This is a genomic window from Paraburkholderia unamae (assembly GCF_003096875.1).
GTDB lineage: Bacteria > Pseudomonadota > Gammaproteobacteria > Burkholderiales > Burkholderiaceae > Paraburkholderia > Paraburkholderia unamae.
The window spans coordinates 40917-57453 of the sequence record NZ_QEOB01000035.1 but is presented as its reverse complement, the minus strand read 5'-3'; the positions used below and the strand labels follow the sequence as shown (position 1 = coordinate 57453).

Genomic DNA, 16537 nt, shown 5'->3' with positions numbered 1-16537 from the left:
CGTTACAGAATGACGTAGACCTTGCGCATGGTTTCGTCGACTTCCCACGTGCCTTCCGTGTTCGCCGCGAAAAAGAGCGTGTCGCCGCCGCGAAAATGCACGGTTGCCTCGCCGTCGGGCGTGAAGCGGCCGCTGCCGCTCAGGATGTGCATGACTTCCGCTTCCTTCACCGAACGGCGATAGGTGCCGCTGGTGCATTCGAAGAGGCCGGTATCGACGGACTCCGTGCCCGGAATCACCTTTTGCACACCGAAAACGCGTATCGTCTGCGCGCCGGGTGTGCCCGCCGTGCCCCAGTCTTCCAGTGCCTGCACGTTGGCGCTTTGCGCGATCTGCTGAACTTTCATTGTTCGTTAGCTAACCTGATTAAAAAGGGAGGGGGCTCAGCCCGGTTGCACAATGCGCTGCTCGATCTTGCCGAGACGGACCACGGTCACGCCGGGACGCAACTGACGCAGCGAAGGCATCACGAGAATGCAGTCGTCGTAGGGCGTGAGAACCGGCTCGCCGTCGGACCAGCCGATCACCGCGCCCGCTTTGGGGAACACTTCGAGTCCCGTGTAGTCGCCCGCGAAGCGGAAGTCCATGCTCTTCGCCACGACGGGCTCCGTGACGCGCACCACGCGCATTTCAGCCGGCAGCGGTTGCAGCCAGTCCGCAGGCAGATCCGCTTCGTCCACCACGCCCGAGAGCCGCAAAAATCGCGCGCTCACATCGCGCGCCACGGTCACGGCGCTCGCTTCCCAGTGCTGTCCGCACTCGATCAACAAGGCGTTCTTCGCGCTCGCCGCGTCGCCGAAGCCTTCGTAATCGCGCATGCGCCGTCCTTCGGGATGGCCTTCGTCGCAGATCACGGTGGCGGGCGCGCCGAGCCGCGCGGAGAGTTCGACGCCCTTGGCAAGCGGTCCCGCGACGATGAGCGGCATGCACTTCTCATGCATCGAATGCAGGTCGAGCAGCAGATCGACGTCGTCGATCACGGGCCGCATCGCGCGGGCGCGGCGCAACTCGCTCGAATCGCGTGCGAGGTCGTCGAGCGCCTGCGCCGTCCATACGCGGTTGAAGTCCTGATCGACGAAACGCGCGGCGTCGGGGTGCTGCGGGTCGAAGCGGCGATACGCCTCGACGTTGGCGAACGCGAGCGTGAGCTTGCCGCGCCGTGGCCGCAGCCGCGCGCGCAACAGCGCATCCACGACGATCGCGCCGCACACCTCGTTGCCGTGCGTGAGCGCGTTGATCATCACATGCGGGCCCGCTACGCCCGAATCGAACGTATGAACATAGGGGATGCCCGTTTCGCTGCGCTCGTGCGCGGCGATGTCGGGAAACGCGACTTCGATCGGATAGGTGCTCATGCGAGCCCTCCCTGGCAGAGGTATTTGATGGAGAGGTAGTCGTCAAGCCCATACTTCGAGCCTTCGCGGCCATAGCCCGATTCCTTCACGCCGCCGAAGGGCGCCGCCTCGCTGGCGAGCGCGCCTTCGTTGATGCCGACGATGCCCGCTTCTAGCTGCCGCGCCACGCGGTCGATGCGGCGCACGTCCTGGCTGTAGAAGTACGAGGCGAGGCCGTAGGGCGTGTCGTTGGAGGCGTGAATCGCCTCGGCTTCGTTGTCGAAGCGGAACAGCGGCACCACGGGGCCGAAGGTCTCTTCGCAGCTTAGCTGCATGTCGGCAGTCGCGCCCGCGAGCACGGTGGGCGCGTACCAGTTCGGGCCGAGTTCGGCGAGGCGCTTGCCGCCCGTGAGCACGCGCGCGCCACGGGTCACGGCGTCGTCCACGTGGCGCGCGATTTTTTCCACCGCTCGCGCGTTGATCATCGGGCCGATCTGCGCGGCGGGGTCGGTCGCGGGTGCGACTTTCAGCGCCGCCACGCGCGTGGCGAGCTTGTCGGCGAAGCGCTCGAATACGCCCGACTGCACGTACACGCGATTCGGGCACACGCAGGTCTGCCCGCCGTTGCGGAACTTCGCGGCCATGAGGCCTTCCACGGCGGCGTCGAGATCGGCGTCGTCGAACACGATGAACGGTGCGTTGCCGCCCAGTTCGAGCGAGAGCTTCTTCAACGTGCCCGCCGATTCTCTCGCGAGATGCTTGCCCACCGGCGTCGAGCCGGTGAACGTGATCTTGCGCACGCGGCAGTCGGCGAGCCAGTCGGCGACGGCGCTCACGCCGTGCTCGCGCGACGCGCAGATGAGGTTCAGCACGCCGGGCGGCACGCCCGCTTCGTGCGCGAGCATGACGAGCGCAAGCGCCGTGAGCGGCGTGTCCTCGGCGGGCTTGCCGACCACGGTGCAACCGGCGGCCAGCGCCGGTGCGATCTTGCGCGCGATCATCGCGAGCGGGAAGTTCCAGGGCGTGATCGCCGCGACCACGCCAACGGGCTCCTTCACCGCGCTCATGCGCTTGCCGCGCTGCTGCTGCGGGATGAGGTCGCCGTAGATGCGCGTGGCTTCATCGGCGAACCAGGCGACGTACGACGCGCCATACATCGCTTCGCCGCGCCCTTCGTGCAGGGGTTTACCTTGTTCGAGCGAGATCAGTTGACCGAGTTCGTCGGCGTTCGCGACGATCAGCGCGTGCCAGCGGCGCAGCACCGCCGCGCGTTCGGCGGGGAGCGTGTCGCGCCACGCGGGAAACGCGCGGGCGGCCGCGTTGGTGGCGGCGCGTGCGTCGTTTGCGTCGCTGTCGGCGACTTCGGCAATCGTGTTGCCGGTGGCGGGATCGGTCACGGCGAAGCGCGCGCCCGAGGCGGCGCTCATCCATTGCCCGTCGATGAAATTGTCGCTGCGCATCAATGCGCTCAAGGGATAACGCGTAGTCATATGCCGATTCCTTTCCGCCCGTGCGGAAGACGTTGGATCGATGCGAGGAAGTGAGCGCGCACGACGACTGCGCCGAAACCGGAAGGAGGTTTCAGCGCGAAGCGTGTGCGAGAAAATGGAGGCGGGACGCAGGCGCGCGAGGCGCGTGCCTCACGTCCGTCGCCCATGCTCAGGAATGCAGGTTCTGCGAGAACAGCGTTTCGAGCGGATAGTGCGTCTTGACGAACGCTGTCTTGATGATGACGTAGCTGAAGTACTTCTCGATGCCGATGTCGCGCTCCAGCAACCCTTCCACGATGCTCTGATAGTGGCTCACGCTGCGCGCGACGAACTTCAGCAGATAGTCGTAGCCGCCGCTCGCGAGATGGCACTCGACCACCTCGTCCACCTCGCGTATCGCTTTCTCGAACTTGATGAAGTCCTCGCGGCGATGGTCGGCGAGCGTGACCTCGGTGAACACCATCTGCACGTCGCCCAGCTTTTCGAGCTGAATCTGCGCGCCGTAGCCGACGATGAACCCCGCCTTCTCCAGACGTTTCACGCGGATCAGGCAGGGGCTGGGCGACAGCCCGACTGCGTCGGCCAGTTCGACATTCGTGATGCGCCCCCGCTTCTGGAGTTGCGAGAGGATGCGCAGGTCGATTCGGTCCAGCTTGCAGTCGTTGCTCATCGTGATGGGGGCGGCCCTGCATGTCGAAGGTTCGAGTGATGTTATCACGCGGCGACACGGGCGCTGACCCCATTGCCGGCCTTTAATGCCGCGCGGACCTCGGGCTGCGCGAGCACGTCGTCGAGCGTTTTTTCGAGGCGCTCGAACAGCAGGTCGAACTCGCTTTCGGTGAACGAGAGCGCGGGCGCGAAGCCGAGAATGTTGTCGCCGAACGCGCGGAAAACAAGGCCGTTGCCGTATGCGGCGGCCGCGATGCGATCGGGCAGGCCGAGCGAGGCGTCGAAGCGCTGCTTGCTGTCCTTGTCGGCGACGAGTTCGAGCGCGCCGAGCAGGCCGCGATGACGCGAATCGCCCACGAGCGGGTGTTCGAGCAGTGCGTCGAGCCCCTGCGCGAAGCGCGGCGCGCGCGCCACGCCGTTCGCGAGCAGGCCGCCTTCGTGATAGAGGCGCATGACTTCGAGGCCGATGGCCGCGCTCACCGGATGCGCCGAATACGTATGACCGTGGCCGACCACGGCGGCGGCGTCGCCATCGGCAATGCCTTGATAGACGACGTCCGACATCAGCACGGCGCCCATCGGCGCGTAGCCCGCCGTGAGGCCCTTGGCGACGGTCATCAGATCCGGCTCGACGTCTTCCGCCTGGCATGCGAACAGCGGTCCCGTGCGGCCGAAGCCCGTGATGACTTCGTCGGCGACGAACAGGATGTCGAGCTTGCGGCACGCTTCGCGCATGGCTTTCAGCCAACCGACGGGCGGCACGATCACGCCGCCCGAACCCTGGATCGGCTCGCAGAAAAACGCGGCGACATGATCGGCGCCCAGTGCGGCGACCTTCGCTTTGAGCGCGGCGACCGAGGCGGCGATGAGCGCGGCATCGTCCGCATGCTCGCTGCGATACGCGTAAGGCGAGGGAATGTGATGCTGCGTGGCGAGCGGCAAGTCGAAGTGTCGATGAAACGCGGGCAAGGCCGTGAGGCCCGCACCGACCGCCGACGAGCCGTGATAGCCGCGCTCCTGCGCGATCACATGCTTCTTCGCGGGGCGGCCCGTTGCGTTGTAGTAGTGCGTAATGAGGCGCAGCGCCGAATCCACGGCGTCGGAACCGCCCAGCGTGAAGTACACGTGTTGCAGCGAAGCGGGCGCGCGTTCCACGAGTTGCGCGGCCAGTTCGATGGCAGGCTCCGAGCCGAAGTGGAAATAGCCCGTTGCGTAGGGCAGGCGCGACATCTGGCGCGTGGCGGCTTCGACGATGCTTTGATGGCCGTAGCCCGTGTTCACGCACCACAGGCCCGAAAATGCGTCGAGCAGTTCGCGGCCATCGGCGTCGCGCAGGAACACGCCCTGGGCGGATTCGAGCACGGTCACGCCGCGCTTCTCGTGCGCGCGGTAGTTCACGACGGGGTGGATCAGATGCTTGCGGTCGGCTTCGATGAGATGGCGGTTCGGCATGGTTCGGTTCCCGGCTGAAAAGTCAGAGGAGTGCGGCGCTTGGCGGTTGGCTGGCGGTTGCTTGTCCGTCGCTTGTTCGTCGTTACGCCGTTGATTCACCGTTCCATGCTACCGGGCCGCCGCCGGTGGACGCTTCGCCAAATAATTCGCGAAATAGCGTGTTTGTGGCGTTTTGATCGGCGCGCGCAGCATATTCTGCTGCGCCCCGGTCACGCTCAATAACCGCGCGTGCGGTCGATGAGGCCGAGCATCGGCATGCCCGCGCGGTGGCGGCGAATGTTGTCGAGCACGACGTCGACGGCGGTTTCGGGCCGCGTGGCGCTGGCGATATGCGGCGTCAAGCGCACGCACGGATGGGTCCAGAACGCGTGTTCGGGCGGCAGCGGCTCGGGGTCCGCGACGTCGAGAATCGCATGGCGCAAGTGGCCGCTGTCGAGCGCGTCGATGAGCGCCTGCTGGTCCAGTTGCGGCCCGCGCCCGACGTTGATGAACGACGCGCCCGGCGGCAGCTTCGCGAACAGCGCGGCGTCGAGCAGGCCGCGCGTTGCTTCGGTGAGCGGCAGCAGGCAGATGAGGATATCGGTGCGCGCGAGGAAGGCGTCCAGCGCTTGCGCGCCCGCGTAGCACTCCACACCCGGCAAGGTGCGTGGCGAGCGGCTCCAGCCCGCGCAGGCAAAGCCGAAAAGGTGCAAGCGTTCGAGCACCGCGCCGCCCAGCATGCCGAGGCCGAGCACACCAACGCGGCGCGACGCGGCGGCGCGCACGGGCAGCGCGCGCCACACGCGCTGCCGCTGCTGCCCGGCATATTCGAACAGATCGCGGTGAATGGTCAGGACCGCCTGGGTCACATACTCGACCATGCCTTCGACAATGCCCGGCTCGATCATGCGCACGACCGCCACGTGCTCCGGCACGCCGGAAAGATCGAACTGATCGATGCCCGCGCCCACCGAGAAGATCACTTCGAGATTGGGCAGCGTGCGCGCGGGGTCCTCGGGGGGCTGCCAGGCCGCGAGGTAGCGCACGGCCGCGAGGTCGCCGGTATCGGGCCAGAGGCGAAAGTCGATCTCGGGGGCTTTGTGCGCGAAGAGCTGCGCCCATTGCTTGCCGCGCTCGGGGTCGGCCTTGTAGAGGAGCGTCATGATGGCGTGCCTTTGATTGGCGAGGCGGAGGAGCCCGGCGGCTTAGCCGAGCGCCTGCGTGACGATGGCGTATTGCAGCGTGGCGGGGTCGCGCGCGGGCTCGCCGTTGCGCGCCATCTTCACGACCGTGTCGACGCGCGCGAGTCCGACCGATTCGAGCCAGGGGCCGAGGCCCTGCTCGTCGGGCGTGTCGAGGCGCGTGAAAGCGCCCGCGTTGGCGGCGAGGCGGTTGGCGATCAGCGCCTGCGCGCGCTGCCTGTCCAGGCCGTCGTCGGCGACCACGGGCACCGGGCCGATCGCATGACCCCGGCCGAACGGGCGCAGGAGCGCAAAGCCGACCACGGTATCGCCTTTGACCAGCGCCACGCCTTGCGACATATCGAGCAGCGGCGGCAGCAACGCGCTGCGATCGAGCCCGCTTGCGCGTGTCGCGAGTTCGATCAGGCGCGGCGTGTCGCCCGCTTCGAGCGGACGCAGGCGCTCGCCTGGCGGCGGCTCGACGAACGGCGCGGCAAAGCCGGTGCCTTGGTACTGGTGCAGCAGGCCGACCTTGCGGAAGCCGAGCTTTTCATAGAGCGGCTGGCCGGCCTGCGTGGCGTGCAGCACAGTCATGCGCGGGCCGAGCGCGTCGAGCAGGCGCTCCATGAGCATGCGGCCGATGCCGCGCCCCTGCTGATTCGCCGCGACGACGACGAGCCCGAGCGTCGCGCCGCGCTCGCCCCAGGGCCAGCACAGCGCCGTGCCGATGACCGTGCCGCTTTCGCGAACCACGAAGCCGCGCCCCGTTGCGGCGGCGAAGCGCCAATCCTCGCGGGTATGCGGCCAGCCGAATTGCAGCGAAAGCGCGTGCGCGCCCTCAACGTCGGATTCGGAAAAGGTCTCGCAGACAAGACTCGGGGACGCGGGCTGACCGGACACGGCGGGCTCCTTGATCGGGTTTGGATGCCCACTTTGACAGGATCGCAGCCGCGCGAATAGGACGATCCTCTCGCGCGAGCGCAGCCTGCGTAATCGATTCGCTACTGGCGCCGGAGGCTGAAAAGCCGCAGCAACTCGTCGCGCAGGCCGGAGATATCGAGGACGTGCTGCGCACGCGTGAGCGCGACGTAGAGCAGGCGCAGTTCGTCGTCTTCGGGCATGGGGTTGCCGTCGGGGCCGCGCAGCCGGAAATCGTCGGCGACCTTGACGCGCTTCCATTCGAGGCCCTTGGCGCGGTGGACGGTCGAGATCACGTAATCGGCGGCGTCCGCTTGCGCCGAGCGCTGCGCGAGCGCACGCAGATAGCCGGTGCCCAGTTCGTCGACGATGCGCACGAGCGGCAGAAGGTCCTGGCCAAACGCGCTGCGCGCGAACGCCTGGGCGTCGCTCCACGTTTCGAACAGCGAAAACGCGGCCGGGCGGAAGGCGCGCTGGCCGGCCAGCAGGCGTTCCGCGCCTTCGGCGTAGGCCAGGATCTCGGCAGGGCTCATGCGGATCGCGGGCCGCTCTCCCGCCTCCAGTCCCGCCGCGAACTGCCAGATCGCCGTGACGTTCTTGCGGCACAGGATCGCGTCCACCGGGGGCGCGAGCGCGGGATCTTCCACCATGATCGAGCCGATCGCATCCTGTCCCCGTATGGGCGTGCGCTCCCCCAGCAGCGCGAGCAGGCGGCTCGCGAGCGCCGCGAAGGTCGCGCCAAAGCGGAACGACTCCGTGAGCGCGCGCTCGGGCGCGTGGATCTGCTCCATCGCGTTGACCGCGCCCCGCCACTCGTAAATTTGCTGGTAAGGGTCGCCCACGTAAATGATCTGCGCGTGGCGCTGGCGGCCGAGGACCGAGAGCATCACGCCGTCGCTGTCCTGGGCTTCGTCGAACAGGATGAAATCCGCCTCGACGCGCGGCTCCGAGAGCGCCCAGCGCTTCAGCAGCACGTCCGGCGAGATGGCGCCGCTCGCGCTACTCGTGCGGGTAGCCGCGCCTTCTTCCCACATGCGCCCGACATAGGGCAGCAGCCACGCGCGCAGTTGCGCGGCCACCGCCTCGTCGATCTTGTCGTCGACGACGATATGCGGCAACGCGGGCCGCAGATCGGCGGAGCGGCAGAACCTGTCGCGCGCCTCGGCAATCATGCGCCCGATCTCGAACGGCGCGATCTCGACGGCCTTGCCCGTCACCGTGCGCACTTCCAGCGCGCCCAGGCCGTAGCGCGCGGCGAGTTCGTGCGGCGGCTCGCCCTGGAGGCTCATGCGGTTTCTGAGCGAGGCATCGACGCCGGCCCATGCCAGCGAATGCATCGTGCGTGAATCGACGTGAGCGGGAAAACGCCGCGCCGCGCTGGCCGCGATTTCGCGGTTGAACGCGAGGTACATGCCGCGCCGCTCGCCGAATTGCTCTGCCACGAGCTGGAGCGTGGAGGTTTTGCCCGCGCCCGCGAACGCCTTGATCTTGAGGTCGCCCGCGCCACGCGCCGCCTCGATCACGGCCGCTTGCTCCGCCGTTGGAATGAAGCTCCTTTTCACGCGATTCCCGACCTCATGTGCGCTCGCTCCCGGCGACGTTGAGTCGCTGATTTTCGCATGGACCGGCGCGGCGCATGCCCTAGAGCACGCCAACCCGCGCCTGCTTGCCCAGCACCTCGCCGCACAAGGCGAGCCAGGCGCGCGCGGCGTGCGACATGTAACGATCCGGCGACCAGATGTGCGTGAGCGTCCAGTCGAGCGCGGGCTCCGTCACGCGCGCCAGCGCGAGATTGCTGACATCGAGGTGCGCGAGAAACGGTTCGGGCAGGAACGTGGTGCCGAGCCCCGCCGCCGCCATCGCCGCAAGAAAGTCCCAGTGCCCGCTTCTGGCCACGACGTGCGGCTCGATCCCGGCGTCCTGAAATGCCGCACGCAGGCGGCGGGTCAGGGCAAAGGCGTCGTCCAGCAGGATCAGCGGCTGATCCTTGAGCGCGGCGAGCTTCACGGTGCGCCGTCCCGCCCACGGCGCCTCGCGCGGCCCCACGGCCCAGATCGTGTAGCGCGCGATCACGCGGGTCGCGAGCTTCTCCTGGCTCGCGCCCGGCAACAGCACGGTGGCGCCGACTTCCAGTTCGCCGTCGATGACTTTCTGTTCGAGCAATTGCCCGCCATGTTCGGCGAGCCGCAGTTCGAGCTTCGGGTAACGCTGCTGAAAGGCGCGAACGGCGGCCGGGAAGAACAGGTTGCCCATTGGCGGCATGCCCACCGTGAGCTGGCCCCGGCCGAGCTGCGCGACGTCGGCGACTTCCGTTTGCAGTTCGCGGATCACCGAAAGCGCCTGCAAGCCGCGCTCATAGACCACGCGCCCGACGTCGGTGAGCTGCACCTGGCGGCCGTCGCGGATCAGCAGCGGTTGCCCGACTTCGTCTTCGAGCTGCCGCACCATCTTGCTGATTGTCGACTGGGTGACAAACACGGCGGCCGCGGCCTGGGTGAAGCTGCCCAGTTGAACGGTTTCGACAAAGTAGCGCAGCGCGCGGACATCGATGGGCATCGTCGTAAGGAGAAAGAGACGGCGGAAGGCATGAAAAAAACGACTGGATTTGATGACATTAAATCACGTTATGCATCGAAGAATCTTCATTAAACTTGATGACATCTGGAGTCGGATAGGCGTCATTCATCGTACAGATGGGCGGCAAACCGGCGGACAGTGGCATACCAAAGGAGACAGAAGTGCTTGAGGAGCGGATTCGCCTGGCGCCGTTGCGCGACAGGATCGTGACGGCGGACGAGGCCGCGTCGCTGATTCATGACGGCATGACCGTCGGCATGAGCGGCTTTGGCGCCGCCGGTGACTGCAAGGTGGTTCCGCTGGCGCTGGCCGAGCGCGCCCGCAAGCACTCCTTACGGATTACGCTGATGACGGGCGCGTCGGTGGGCCACGAAGTGGACGGCGTGCTCGCCGAAGCGGGCGCCATCGAGCGGCGCATGCCGTTTCAGTCGGACCGCACCCTGCGCAAGCAGATCAACGCGGGCGAGGCGATGTTCATCGACCTCCATCTTTCCGAAATGGCTGAGCAGTTGCGCGACGGCCACCTCGGCCCGGTCGACGTGGCCGTGATCGAAGCGGTGGCGGTGGGCGAAGCCGGTATCGTGCCGACGATGTCGGTCGGCAATTCGGCCGTGTTCGCGGCGCTCGCGAAGCAGGTGATCGTCGAGATCAACCTGGAGATGCCGCTCGGGCTCGAAGGGCTGCACGACGTTTATGTGCCGCGCGCGCGTCCCGATCGCGAGCCGCTTGCGCTGACCAGCGCGGCGCAGCGCATCGGTCTTCCCTTTATTCCGCTGGACCCGCAAAAGATTGCGGCGATCGTCGTCACGCGCAAGGGCGACAGCCCTAACAAGGTGCTGCCGCCGGATTCGGACACCACGCTGATCGCCGGGCACCTGAGCGGCTTTCTCGCCAACGAAGTGCGCGCGGGAAGGCTCGGCCCCTCGTTGCGGCCGCTTCAGGCGGGCGTGGGCTCCATCGCCAACGCGGTGCTGCACGGGCTCGTCGATTCGGGCTTTCGCGGTTTGCGCATGTATTCGGAGGTGCTTCAGGACGGCGCCATCGAACTCATCGACACGGGCTGTGTCGATTTCGCCTGCGCCTCCGCGATCATGCTGTCGAGTGAATATCAGAAGCGCTTTTTCGAGGGCCTGGAGCGCTACCGCTCGCGCGTCCTGCTGCGGCCGCAAGAGGTCAGCAACCATCCCGAGGTCATTCGGCGGCTGGGCGTCATTGCGGTGAACACCGCGCTCGAATGCGACATTTACGGCAACGTGAACTCGACGCACGTGGGCGGCACGCACATGATGAACGGCATCGGCGGCTCGGGCGATTTCGCGCGCAATGCGTATCTGTCCGTGTTCGTGACGAAGTCGCTGGCGAAGGACGGCGACATTTCGAGCATCGTCCCGATGGTGTCGCACGTCGATCATATCGGCCAGGATGTGGACGTCATCGTCACCGAGCACGGGCTGGCGGACCTGCGCGGCCTCGCGCCGCGCGAGCGCGCGCAGCAGATCATCGCGCATTGCGCGGACCCGTCGTACCGTGACGTGCTGCGTGACTACGTGACGAAGGCGGCCGCGCGCGGCGGCCACACGCCTCATCTGATCGAGGAAGCGCTCGCGTGGCACGCGCGCTATCGCGAGCGCGGCAGCATGCGCGCCGATCAGACCGTGCGCGCGCCTTCGCAAGCGCTTACCGAGCCTGCCTGACTTTGCCTGATCTTGCACGATGGATACGTTACAAAACATGCGGGTGTTCGTCCGCATCGTCGAGGCCGGCAGCTTCACCGCCGCGGCCCACTCGCTCGATTCGACCACGGGCGCCATGTCGCGCGCGCTCTCCGAACTGGAGGCGCATCTGCGCACGCGCCTGCTCAACCGCTCCACGCGGCGCCTCGCGCTCACGCCCGCCGGCGAGCTTTATCTGAAGCGCTGCAAGCAGATTCTCGCGGATCTCGGCAGCGCCGAGGAGGAAGCCAGCGGCGCGCATGAACGTCCGGCGGGCGCGTTGCGTTTGCACAGCTTCGCGAGCATCGGGCAACAGTACGTGCTGCCCGCGATCTCGAAGTACCGCGCGTTGCATCCCGAGGTGACGATCGAGCTCACGCTCTCGCAGCGCATGGCCGATTTGTTCGAGGGCAGCAGCGATGTGTCGGTGGTGACGGCCACTTCGCTGCCGAACTCCGATCTCGTATCGCATCAACTGGGGTCGTCGTGCAGCGTCCTGTGCGCGTCGCCGGGCTATGTGCGTACCCACGGCGCGCCGCACACGCCCGCCGATCTCGCGCATCACGATTGCCTGATCCTCAAGACGCCGACCTCGCCCGTGCACGAATGGACGCTCGAAGGCCCGGAGGGCAGCGTGGCCATGCACGTGGACGGGCCGGTGCAGGTGAATATCGCGGAATCGCTCGCGGTGGCGATTCGCGAGGGCATGGGCATCGGCATGCTGCCCGTTTATGCGGCCATCGACGGGCTGCGCAACGGCACGCTCGTGCGCGTGCTGCCGCAGCACATTCTCCAGAAGGTCAACGTGTATGCGCTGTATCCGTCGCGCAAGTTCGTCGATGCGAAGACGAAGACCTGGGTGGAGTTCCTGCGCGCCCATCTGCCCGAGGTGATCGCTCGCGACATGGCGCTGCTGGAAAAACTGACGCGCGAGCCACTCGCGCATACGCCCGTGATCGAGGCGCATGAAGCGTCGGCGGACGTGTCGTGAATTTTTCCCACGCAGCCGCCGTGCCGCTAGAAACGATGCCGCAGGCCCACGGCCGCGACGAGCTGGTTCGCGCCTGACGCACGCGAGAAGTTCGAGATCTGCGCGCCTTGAATGCCGGTGCCTTCCAGCTGGTTCGCGCGTTGATAGATCGTCTCGACATAGACGTCGGTGCGCGGCGAGAGGAAATAGGTGGACACGATGCCCGCCTGGTGCCATTTCGGATAGCGCACGCCGCTTGGCGTGGCGAAGCGGCCTAGCGTGAAGGTGTAGCCCGCGGAGAGGTTCCAGTTCGGCGTCACGTAATAGCGGATATTGACTTCGACGTTGTCGAAGCGCACGTCGTCGCCCGGCAGGCTGATGGCGGTGTCGGCCACGTTGTTGATCGAGGTGGCGTTGTCCAGCCGCGTTTCGCTGAAGATGAGGCCTGCCGCGCCGGAACCGAAATGATAAAGGCCGCCTGCGGCCCACGTGCGCTGCCGCTCGGCATTGAAGGGCGCGCCGGCGGGCACGGCGCCATCGGTGTTGGCCGTTGCGAGGTTCGAGGCGCGGTCCAGCTGGAAGTAGCCCGCGCCGGTGTCGAGATTGCCGTACTGATACGAGAAGCCGAAGCTGTACGCGCGGTTGTTCGCGAAGCCGCCCGCTGCGTTTGAGAACCCGTACAGCGCGCCGAGTTTCAGGTTGCCCAGCACCGGCGTGACGTATTTGACCGAATTGTTGATGCGGGTGTAGTTGTCGAGATTGTCGTTGTCGTAGACGTGCGCGAAGCCCGCGCCGCCATACGAGGTTCCGCCGAGCGAGAACGGTTCGACGAACTGCACGACTTCGTCGAACTGGCGTCCCATCGTGAGCGTGCCCGCGCGCTGCGACGATAGCCCCATCCACGCCTGGAAGCCGAACAGGCGCCCTTGTTGCGCCGCGTTGCCGTTCATCACGGAAAAGCCGTTGGTGAGCGTGAAGATCGCGCTGAGATCGCTGCTGAGCGGCTCGTTGCCGGTCAAGGCCCAGCGGCTGATGTTGATGTCGCCGTTTTTCGCCTGCCAGGCGCTTTGATGGCCGTTCGTGTTGCCCGCGTCGCTCACGTACGCGATACCGGCGTCGACGGAGCCGGACAGGCGGACGGACTGGGCATGGCTCGCGGAACTCGCGAAGGCGATCGCGACGCTCGCGAGACCCATGTCGAGTTTGATTTTCCGGACCTGCATTGGCTTTCCCCTTATTTTAAGTAATGCTTATGAATTTATCGAAACGTTTTGCGCTGCTATACGTTGTTCGTGCGGTTTGCGCGTCGGTATGGTCGATGGGGAGCGGCGGCGGAAAAATCGCGGCGAACGCAAGAGAGTGTTCCAGATCGCTCAACGAAGCCGGTGACAGGCGAGGGCGGGCGCTGCGAGGGGTATCGATCGATTTGCGAAATGGAAATCGCCATATCTTGCTTGACGCGCCTGCGCGAGCCGCTACGGCCATGTTTCATCTGTAACCTTGCGGTTGCCCGCCTGGCATCCACAGGCAACCGTGCTCCCGTAAACTAACGGCGCTGGCTCGTTTTCCGGGCCGGCGCCCAGCGGCCGGGTCCGTGGCCGGGAGCAGGCGCGGCCATGTCCCATTCGATTCTTGTGCTGGAAGACGATGCCGGCACCCGCGAGCTGATCGTGGCGACGCTGCGCGAAGCGAGCTTCGTCGCCCACGCCCACGCCGACACGCTCGAACGCCTGCCCGATGTGCCTGATGTGCCCGACGCGCGCGCCCAAAGCGTCGGCGTGATCGTGGTTGCGCTGGGCGAGCCGAAATGCGATGGCGCCGCGCAATTGCGCCGCCTGCGCGAGCGATATCCGCACGCGCGCATCGTCGCGATCTCGGGCCGCTTCCGCTTCAACGTGGGGACGGCCGCTTCCGTGGCGCGCCAACTGGGCGCGGACCGCGTGATCGCCAAGCCGCTCGATTGCGCCGCGCTGCTCGCCAACGTCCGGCAATTGATGACGTCGCTTGCATCATGAAGCGGCCCGCCTGGTTCGCCCGCCCGCACGACGCCGATGAAAACGCGCGCCCCGCGAGCCATCGCACGACGCTCGCGGGCGGCCTGCTGGTCGTGCTCGTGCTGTGCGCGGCGGCCTTCGTGAACGTCTGGCAAAGCCGCGGCGCTACGCTCGCCGAAGGGCAGCGCGCGTTGCAGCTCGTCGCGCAGGTGTGGGCCGGGCAGGTCGGGCAGACACTCGACCGGATGCCGGGCACGCCCCCCGTCTACGCGCGCGGCGAGTGCGCAGCGCTGCTCGCCGGGCTCGCACAGGTTGCGCGCGACGAACAACTGTCGCTTGCGATCGAGGGCATCGGCGAGGCTCGCGCGTTCGCCTGTGAAATTGCCACCGAAAGCGCCACCGAAAGCGCCACCGAACGCGCCACCGAACGCGCAACGCAGGCCGCTGCCGCCCCGTTGACCGCGCGCGCGGCCGTGCCGGGCCATCCGCTCGTCGTCGAAGTCGGCCGTTCGCGCGCGCAGGTGCTAGGCGGCTGGCGCAGCACCACGCGCGCCACGCTCGCGCGCACGTTCGCGATCTCGGCGTTCGTGCTCGTGCTGCTCTATCTGCTGATGCGCCAGGTGCGCCGCCAGGACCGCGCGCATGCCGGTTTGCGCGCGGGCGAGCAGCGGTGGCGCGCCGTGTTCGACAACGCGCCGGTCGGCATCGTCATGCTCTTGCCCAATCAGCCGTACATGGTCGCGAATCCGGCTTTCTGCCGCATGGTCGGCTATACGCTGGAGGCGCTGCACGGGCTCGCGCCCGACGACATCACGCACCCCGACGACGTCGCGCTCACGCGCGCCAAGGTGGCGGAACTGGAGCGCGGCGCGCGCTCGCACGTGACGTTCGGCAAGCGCTACGTGCACCGCGACGGCACGGTGATCTGGACGGAAATGAGCATTTCGCGGCTGTCCGCTTCGGGCGAACTCGACGGCATGCTGGTGGCCGTCATCGACGACGTGAGCGCGCGCCGCGCCGCCGAAGCCGAGCGGCTGCGTCTCGAAGCGCAACTGCGCCAGGCGCAGAAGCTCGAAGCGCTCGGGACGTTCGCGGGCGGCATCGCGCACGACTTCAACAATATTCTCAGCGCGATTCTTGGCTATGGCGAACGCGTTTTCGCCGCGCTGCCCGCCGATTCGCCCGCGCGCCGCGACGCGCAGCAGGTGCTCAACGCGGGCACGCGCGCGAGCCAGCTGGTCGAGCGCATTCTTGCGTTCAGCCGCAGCGGCATGGCGGCGCGGCTGCCGGTCCATGTCGCCTCGGTGGTGGAGGAAACCGTCGATCTGTTCAAGGCGCAGGTGCCGCGCGGCGTGCGCATCGCATTGCGCATCGACGCGCCCGACGCCGTCGTGCAGGGCGATCCCACGCATCTGCATCAGGTCGTCATGAATTTGTGCAGCAACGCGCTGCACGCGCTGGAGGGGCCAGGCGCGATCACGGTTTCGGTCGATGAGAGCGACATGAGCGATGTGAGCGGCGCCGTTGCCGCGCCGCCAGCGTCGCGTTACGTGCGCATCGGCGTGGCCGATACCGGCGCGGGCATCGCACCCGAGGTGCGCGAGCGGATCTTCGATCCGTTCTTCACGACGCGCCGGCGCGGCGCGGGCACCGGACTCGGGCTCTCGCTCGTCGACGGCATCGTGAAGGAGTATGGCGGGGTGATCGACGTGCAGAGCGCGCCCGGCGAGGGCGCGTGCTTTTTCATCTATCTGCCGATCGCGCAGGCGTTCACCCGCGACGCGCGCGCCGCCGCAGGCGACGAGCGTGAGGCGGCCGCGCGTGCGCCGCAAGGCAACGGCGAAACGATCCTGCTGGTGGACGACGAGCACACGCTCGTCGAACTCGGCGAGGAATGGCTGGCGGAACTCGGCTACGAGCCGGTGGGCTTCGCTTCGCCGCAGGCGGCGCTCGACGCCTTTCTCAGCGAGCCGCAGCGCTTCGACCTCGTGCTCACCGACCAGACCATGCCGGAGATGAGCGGCATCGAACTGATCGAGCGGCTGCACGCGCTGCGCCCCGAGCTGCCCGCGTTGCTCGTGAGCGGTTATGGCACGGCGCTGCTCGACGAGGCGGCGCGCGCGGCGGGCGTGCACGCGGTGCTGAAAAAGCCCGTGAATCGCGAGGCGCTCGGGCGCGCGATCCGCGCGGCGCTGCCGCTATAATTTTCAGTCGTCATTGCGCGACCCTACGCAAAAAATCAAGCCGAAACCCGTGCTGTC

General features: G+C 67.1%; 14 protein-coding genes. 4 read left to right on the top strand and 10 right to left on the bottom strand.

The genetic code is table 11. From position 1 onward, the window contains the following. Positions 1–2 precede the first annotated feature (2 nt). From C7402_RS41510 to C7402_RS41470, 9 genes are all read right to left on the bottom strand, one after another. Positions 3–347 carry a cupin domain-containing protein gene (locus C7402_RS41510; protein WP_116614697.1) on the bottom strand — a complete coding sequence of 115 codons (345 nt, stop codon included), beginning with the start codon at positions 345–347 and terminating at the stop codon, positions 3–5. A gap of 36 nt (positions 348–383) precedes the next feature. Continuing rightward, positions 384–1355: a M14 family metallopeptidase gene (locus C7402_RS41505; protein ID WP_116614696.1), complete on the bottom strand. Its 972-nt coding sequence runs from the start codon at positions 1353–1355 to the stop codon at positions 384–386. Next, a complete protein-coding gene (locus C7402_RS41500) occupies positions 1352–2824 on the bottom strand; it encodes an NAD-dependent succinate-semialdehyde dehydrogenase (RefSeq protein WP_116614695.1) in 1473 nt (490 codons plus the stop codon). The genes C7402_RS41505 and C7402_RS41500 overlap by 4 nt, the downstream gene beginning before the upstream one ends. A gap of 169 nt (positions 2825–2993) precedes the next feature. Continuing rightward, positions 2994–3494: an Lrp/AsnC family transcriptional regulator gene (locus C7402_RS41495; protein ID WP_042269347.1), complete on the bottom strand. Its 501-nt coding sequence runs from the start codon at positions 3492–3494 to the stop codon at positions 2994–2996. Between the two features lie 44 nt (positions 3495–3538). Next, complete coding sequence (locus C7402_RS41490) at positions 3539–4945, bottom strand: aspartate aminotransferase family protein (RefSeq protein WP_116614694.1); 1407 nt, start codon at positions 4943–4945, stop codon at positions 3539–3541. 215 nt (positions 4946–5160) lie between these two features. Continuing rightward, positions 5161–6087 carry a 2-hydroxyacid dehydrogenase gene (locus C7402_RS41485; RefSeq protein WP_116614693.1) on the bottom strand — a complete coding sequence of 309 codons (927 nt, stop codon included), beginning with the start codon at positions 6085–6087 and terminating at the stop codon, positions 5161–5163. A 42-nt stretch (positions 6088–6129) separates the two neighbouring features. Next, positions 6130–7005 carry a GNAT family N-acetyltransferase gene (locus C7402_RS41480; RefSeq protein WP_208949085.1) on the bottom strand — a complete coding sequence of 292 codons (876 nt, stop codon included), beginning with the start codon at positions 7003–7005 and terminating at the stop codon, positions 6130–6132. 101 nt (positions 7006–7106) lie between these two features. After that, the gene (locus C7402_RS41475) at positions 7107–8585 is read right to left on the bottom strand and encodes a UvrD-helicase domain-containing protein (RefSeq protein ID WP_116614692.1); all 1479 of its coding nucleotides are present in this window, start codon (positions 8583–8585) and stop codon (positions 7107–7109) included. Positions 8586–8664: 79 nt separating this feature from the next. Beyond that, entirely contained in the window at positions 8665–9579 is a 915-nt protein-coding gene (locus tag C7402_RS41470) for a LysR family transcriptional regulator (protein ID WP_112177476.1), read from the bottom strand. Between the two features lie 182 nt (positions 9580–9761). Between C7402_RS41470 and C7402_RS41465 the strand changes: the two genes are divergently transcribed. After that, entirely contained in the window at positions 9762–11294 is a 1533-nt protein-coding gene (locus C7402_RS41465) for a succinate CoA transferase (protein ID WP_116614691.1), read from the top strand. Positions 11295–11313: 19 nt separating this feature from the next. After that, the gene (locus C7402_RS41460) at positions 11314–12303 is read left to right on the top strand and encodes a LysR family transcriptional regulator (RefSeq protein WP_116614690.1); all 990 of its coding nucleotides are present in this window, start codon (positions 11314–11316) and stop codon (positions 12301–12303) included. Positions 12304–12329: 26 nt separating this feature from the next. On the opposite strand, the gene C7402_RS41455 is transcribed toward C7402_RS41460, so the two are convergent. Then, entirely contained in the window at positions 12330–13478 is a 1149-nt protein-coding gene (locus C7402_RS41455) for a porin (RefSeq protein ID WP_372460358.1), read from the bottom strand. A 420-nt stretch (positions 13479–13898) separates the two neighbouring features. Between C7402_RS41455 and C7402_RS41450 the strand changes: the two genes are divergently transcribed. Together C7402_RS41450 and C7402_RS41445 are read left to right on the top strand one after the other, a co-directional pair. Beyond that, on the top strand, positions 13899–14297 hold the full coding sequence (locus tag C7402_RS41450) for a response regulator (protein WP_116614688.1): 399 nt from the start codon (positions 13899–13901) through the stop codon (positions 14295–14297). Further along, positions 14294–16480 (top strand): ATP-binding protein, encoded by a 2187-nt coding sequence (locus tag C7402_RS41445; RefSeq protein ID WP_116614687.1) that lies wholly within the window; start codon positions 14294–14296, stop codon positions 16478–16480. The genes C7402_RS41450 and C7402_RS41445 overlap by 4 nt, the downstream gene beginning before the upstream one ends. The last annotated feature ends 57 nt before the right edge of the window (positions 16481–16537 follow it).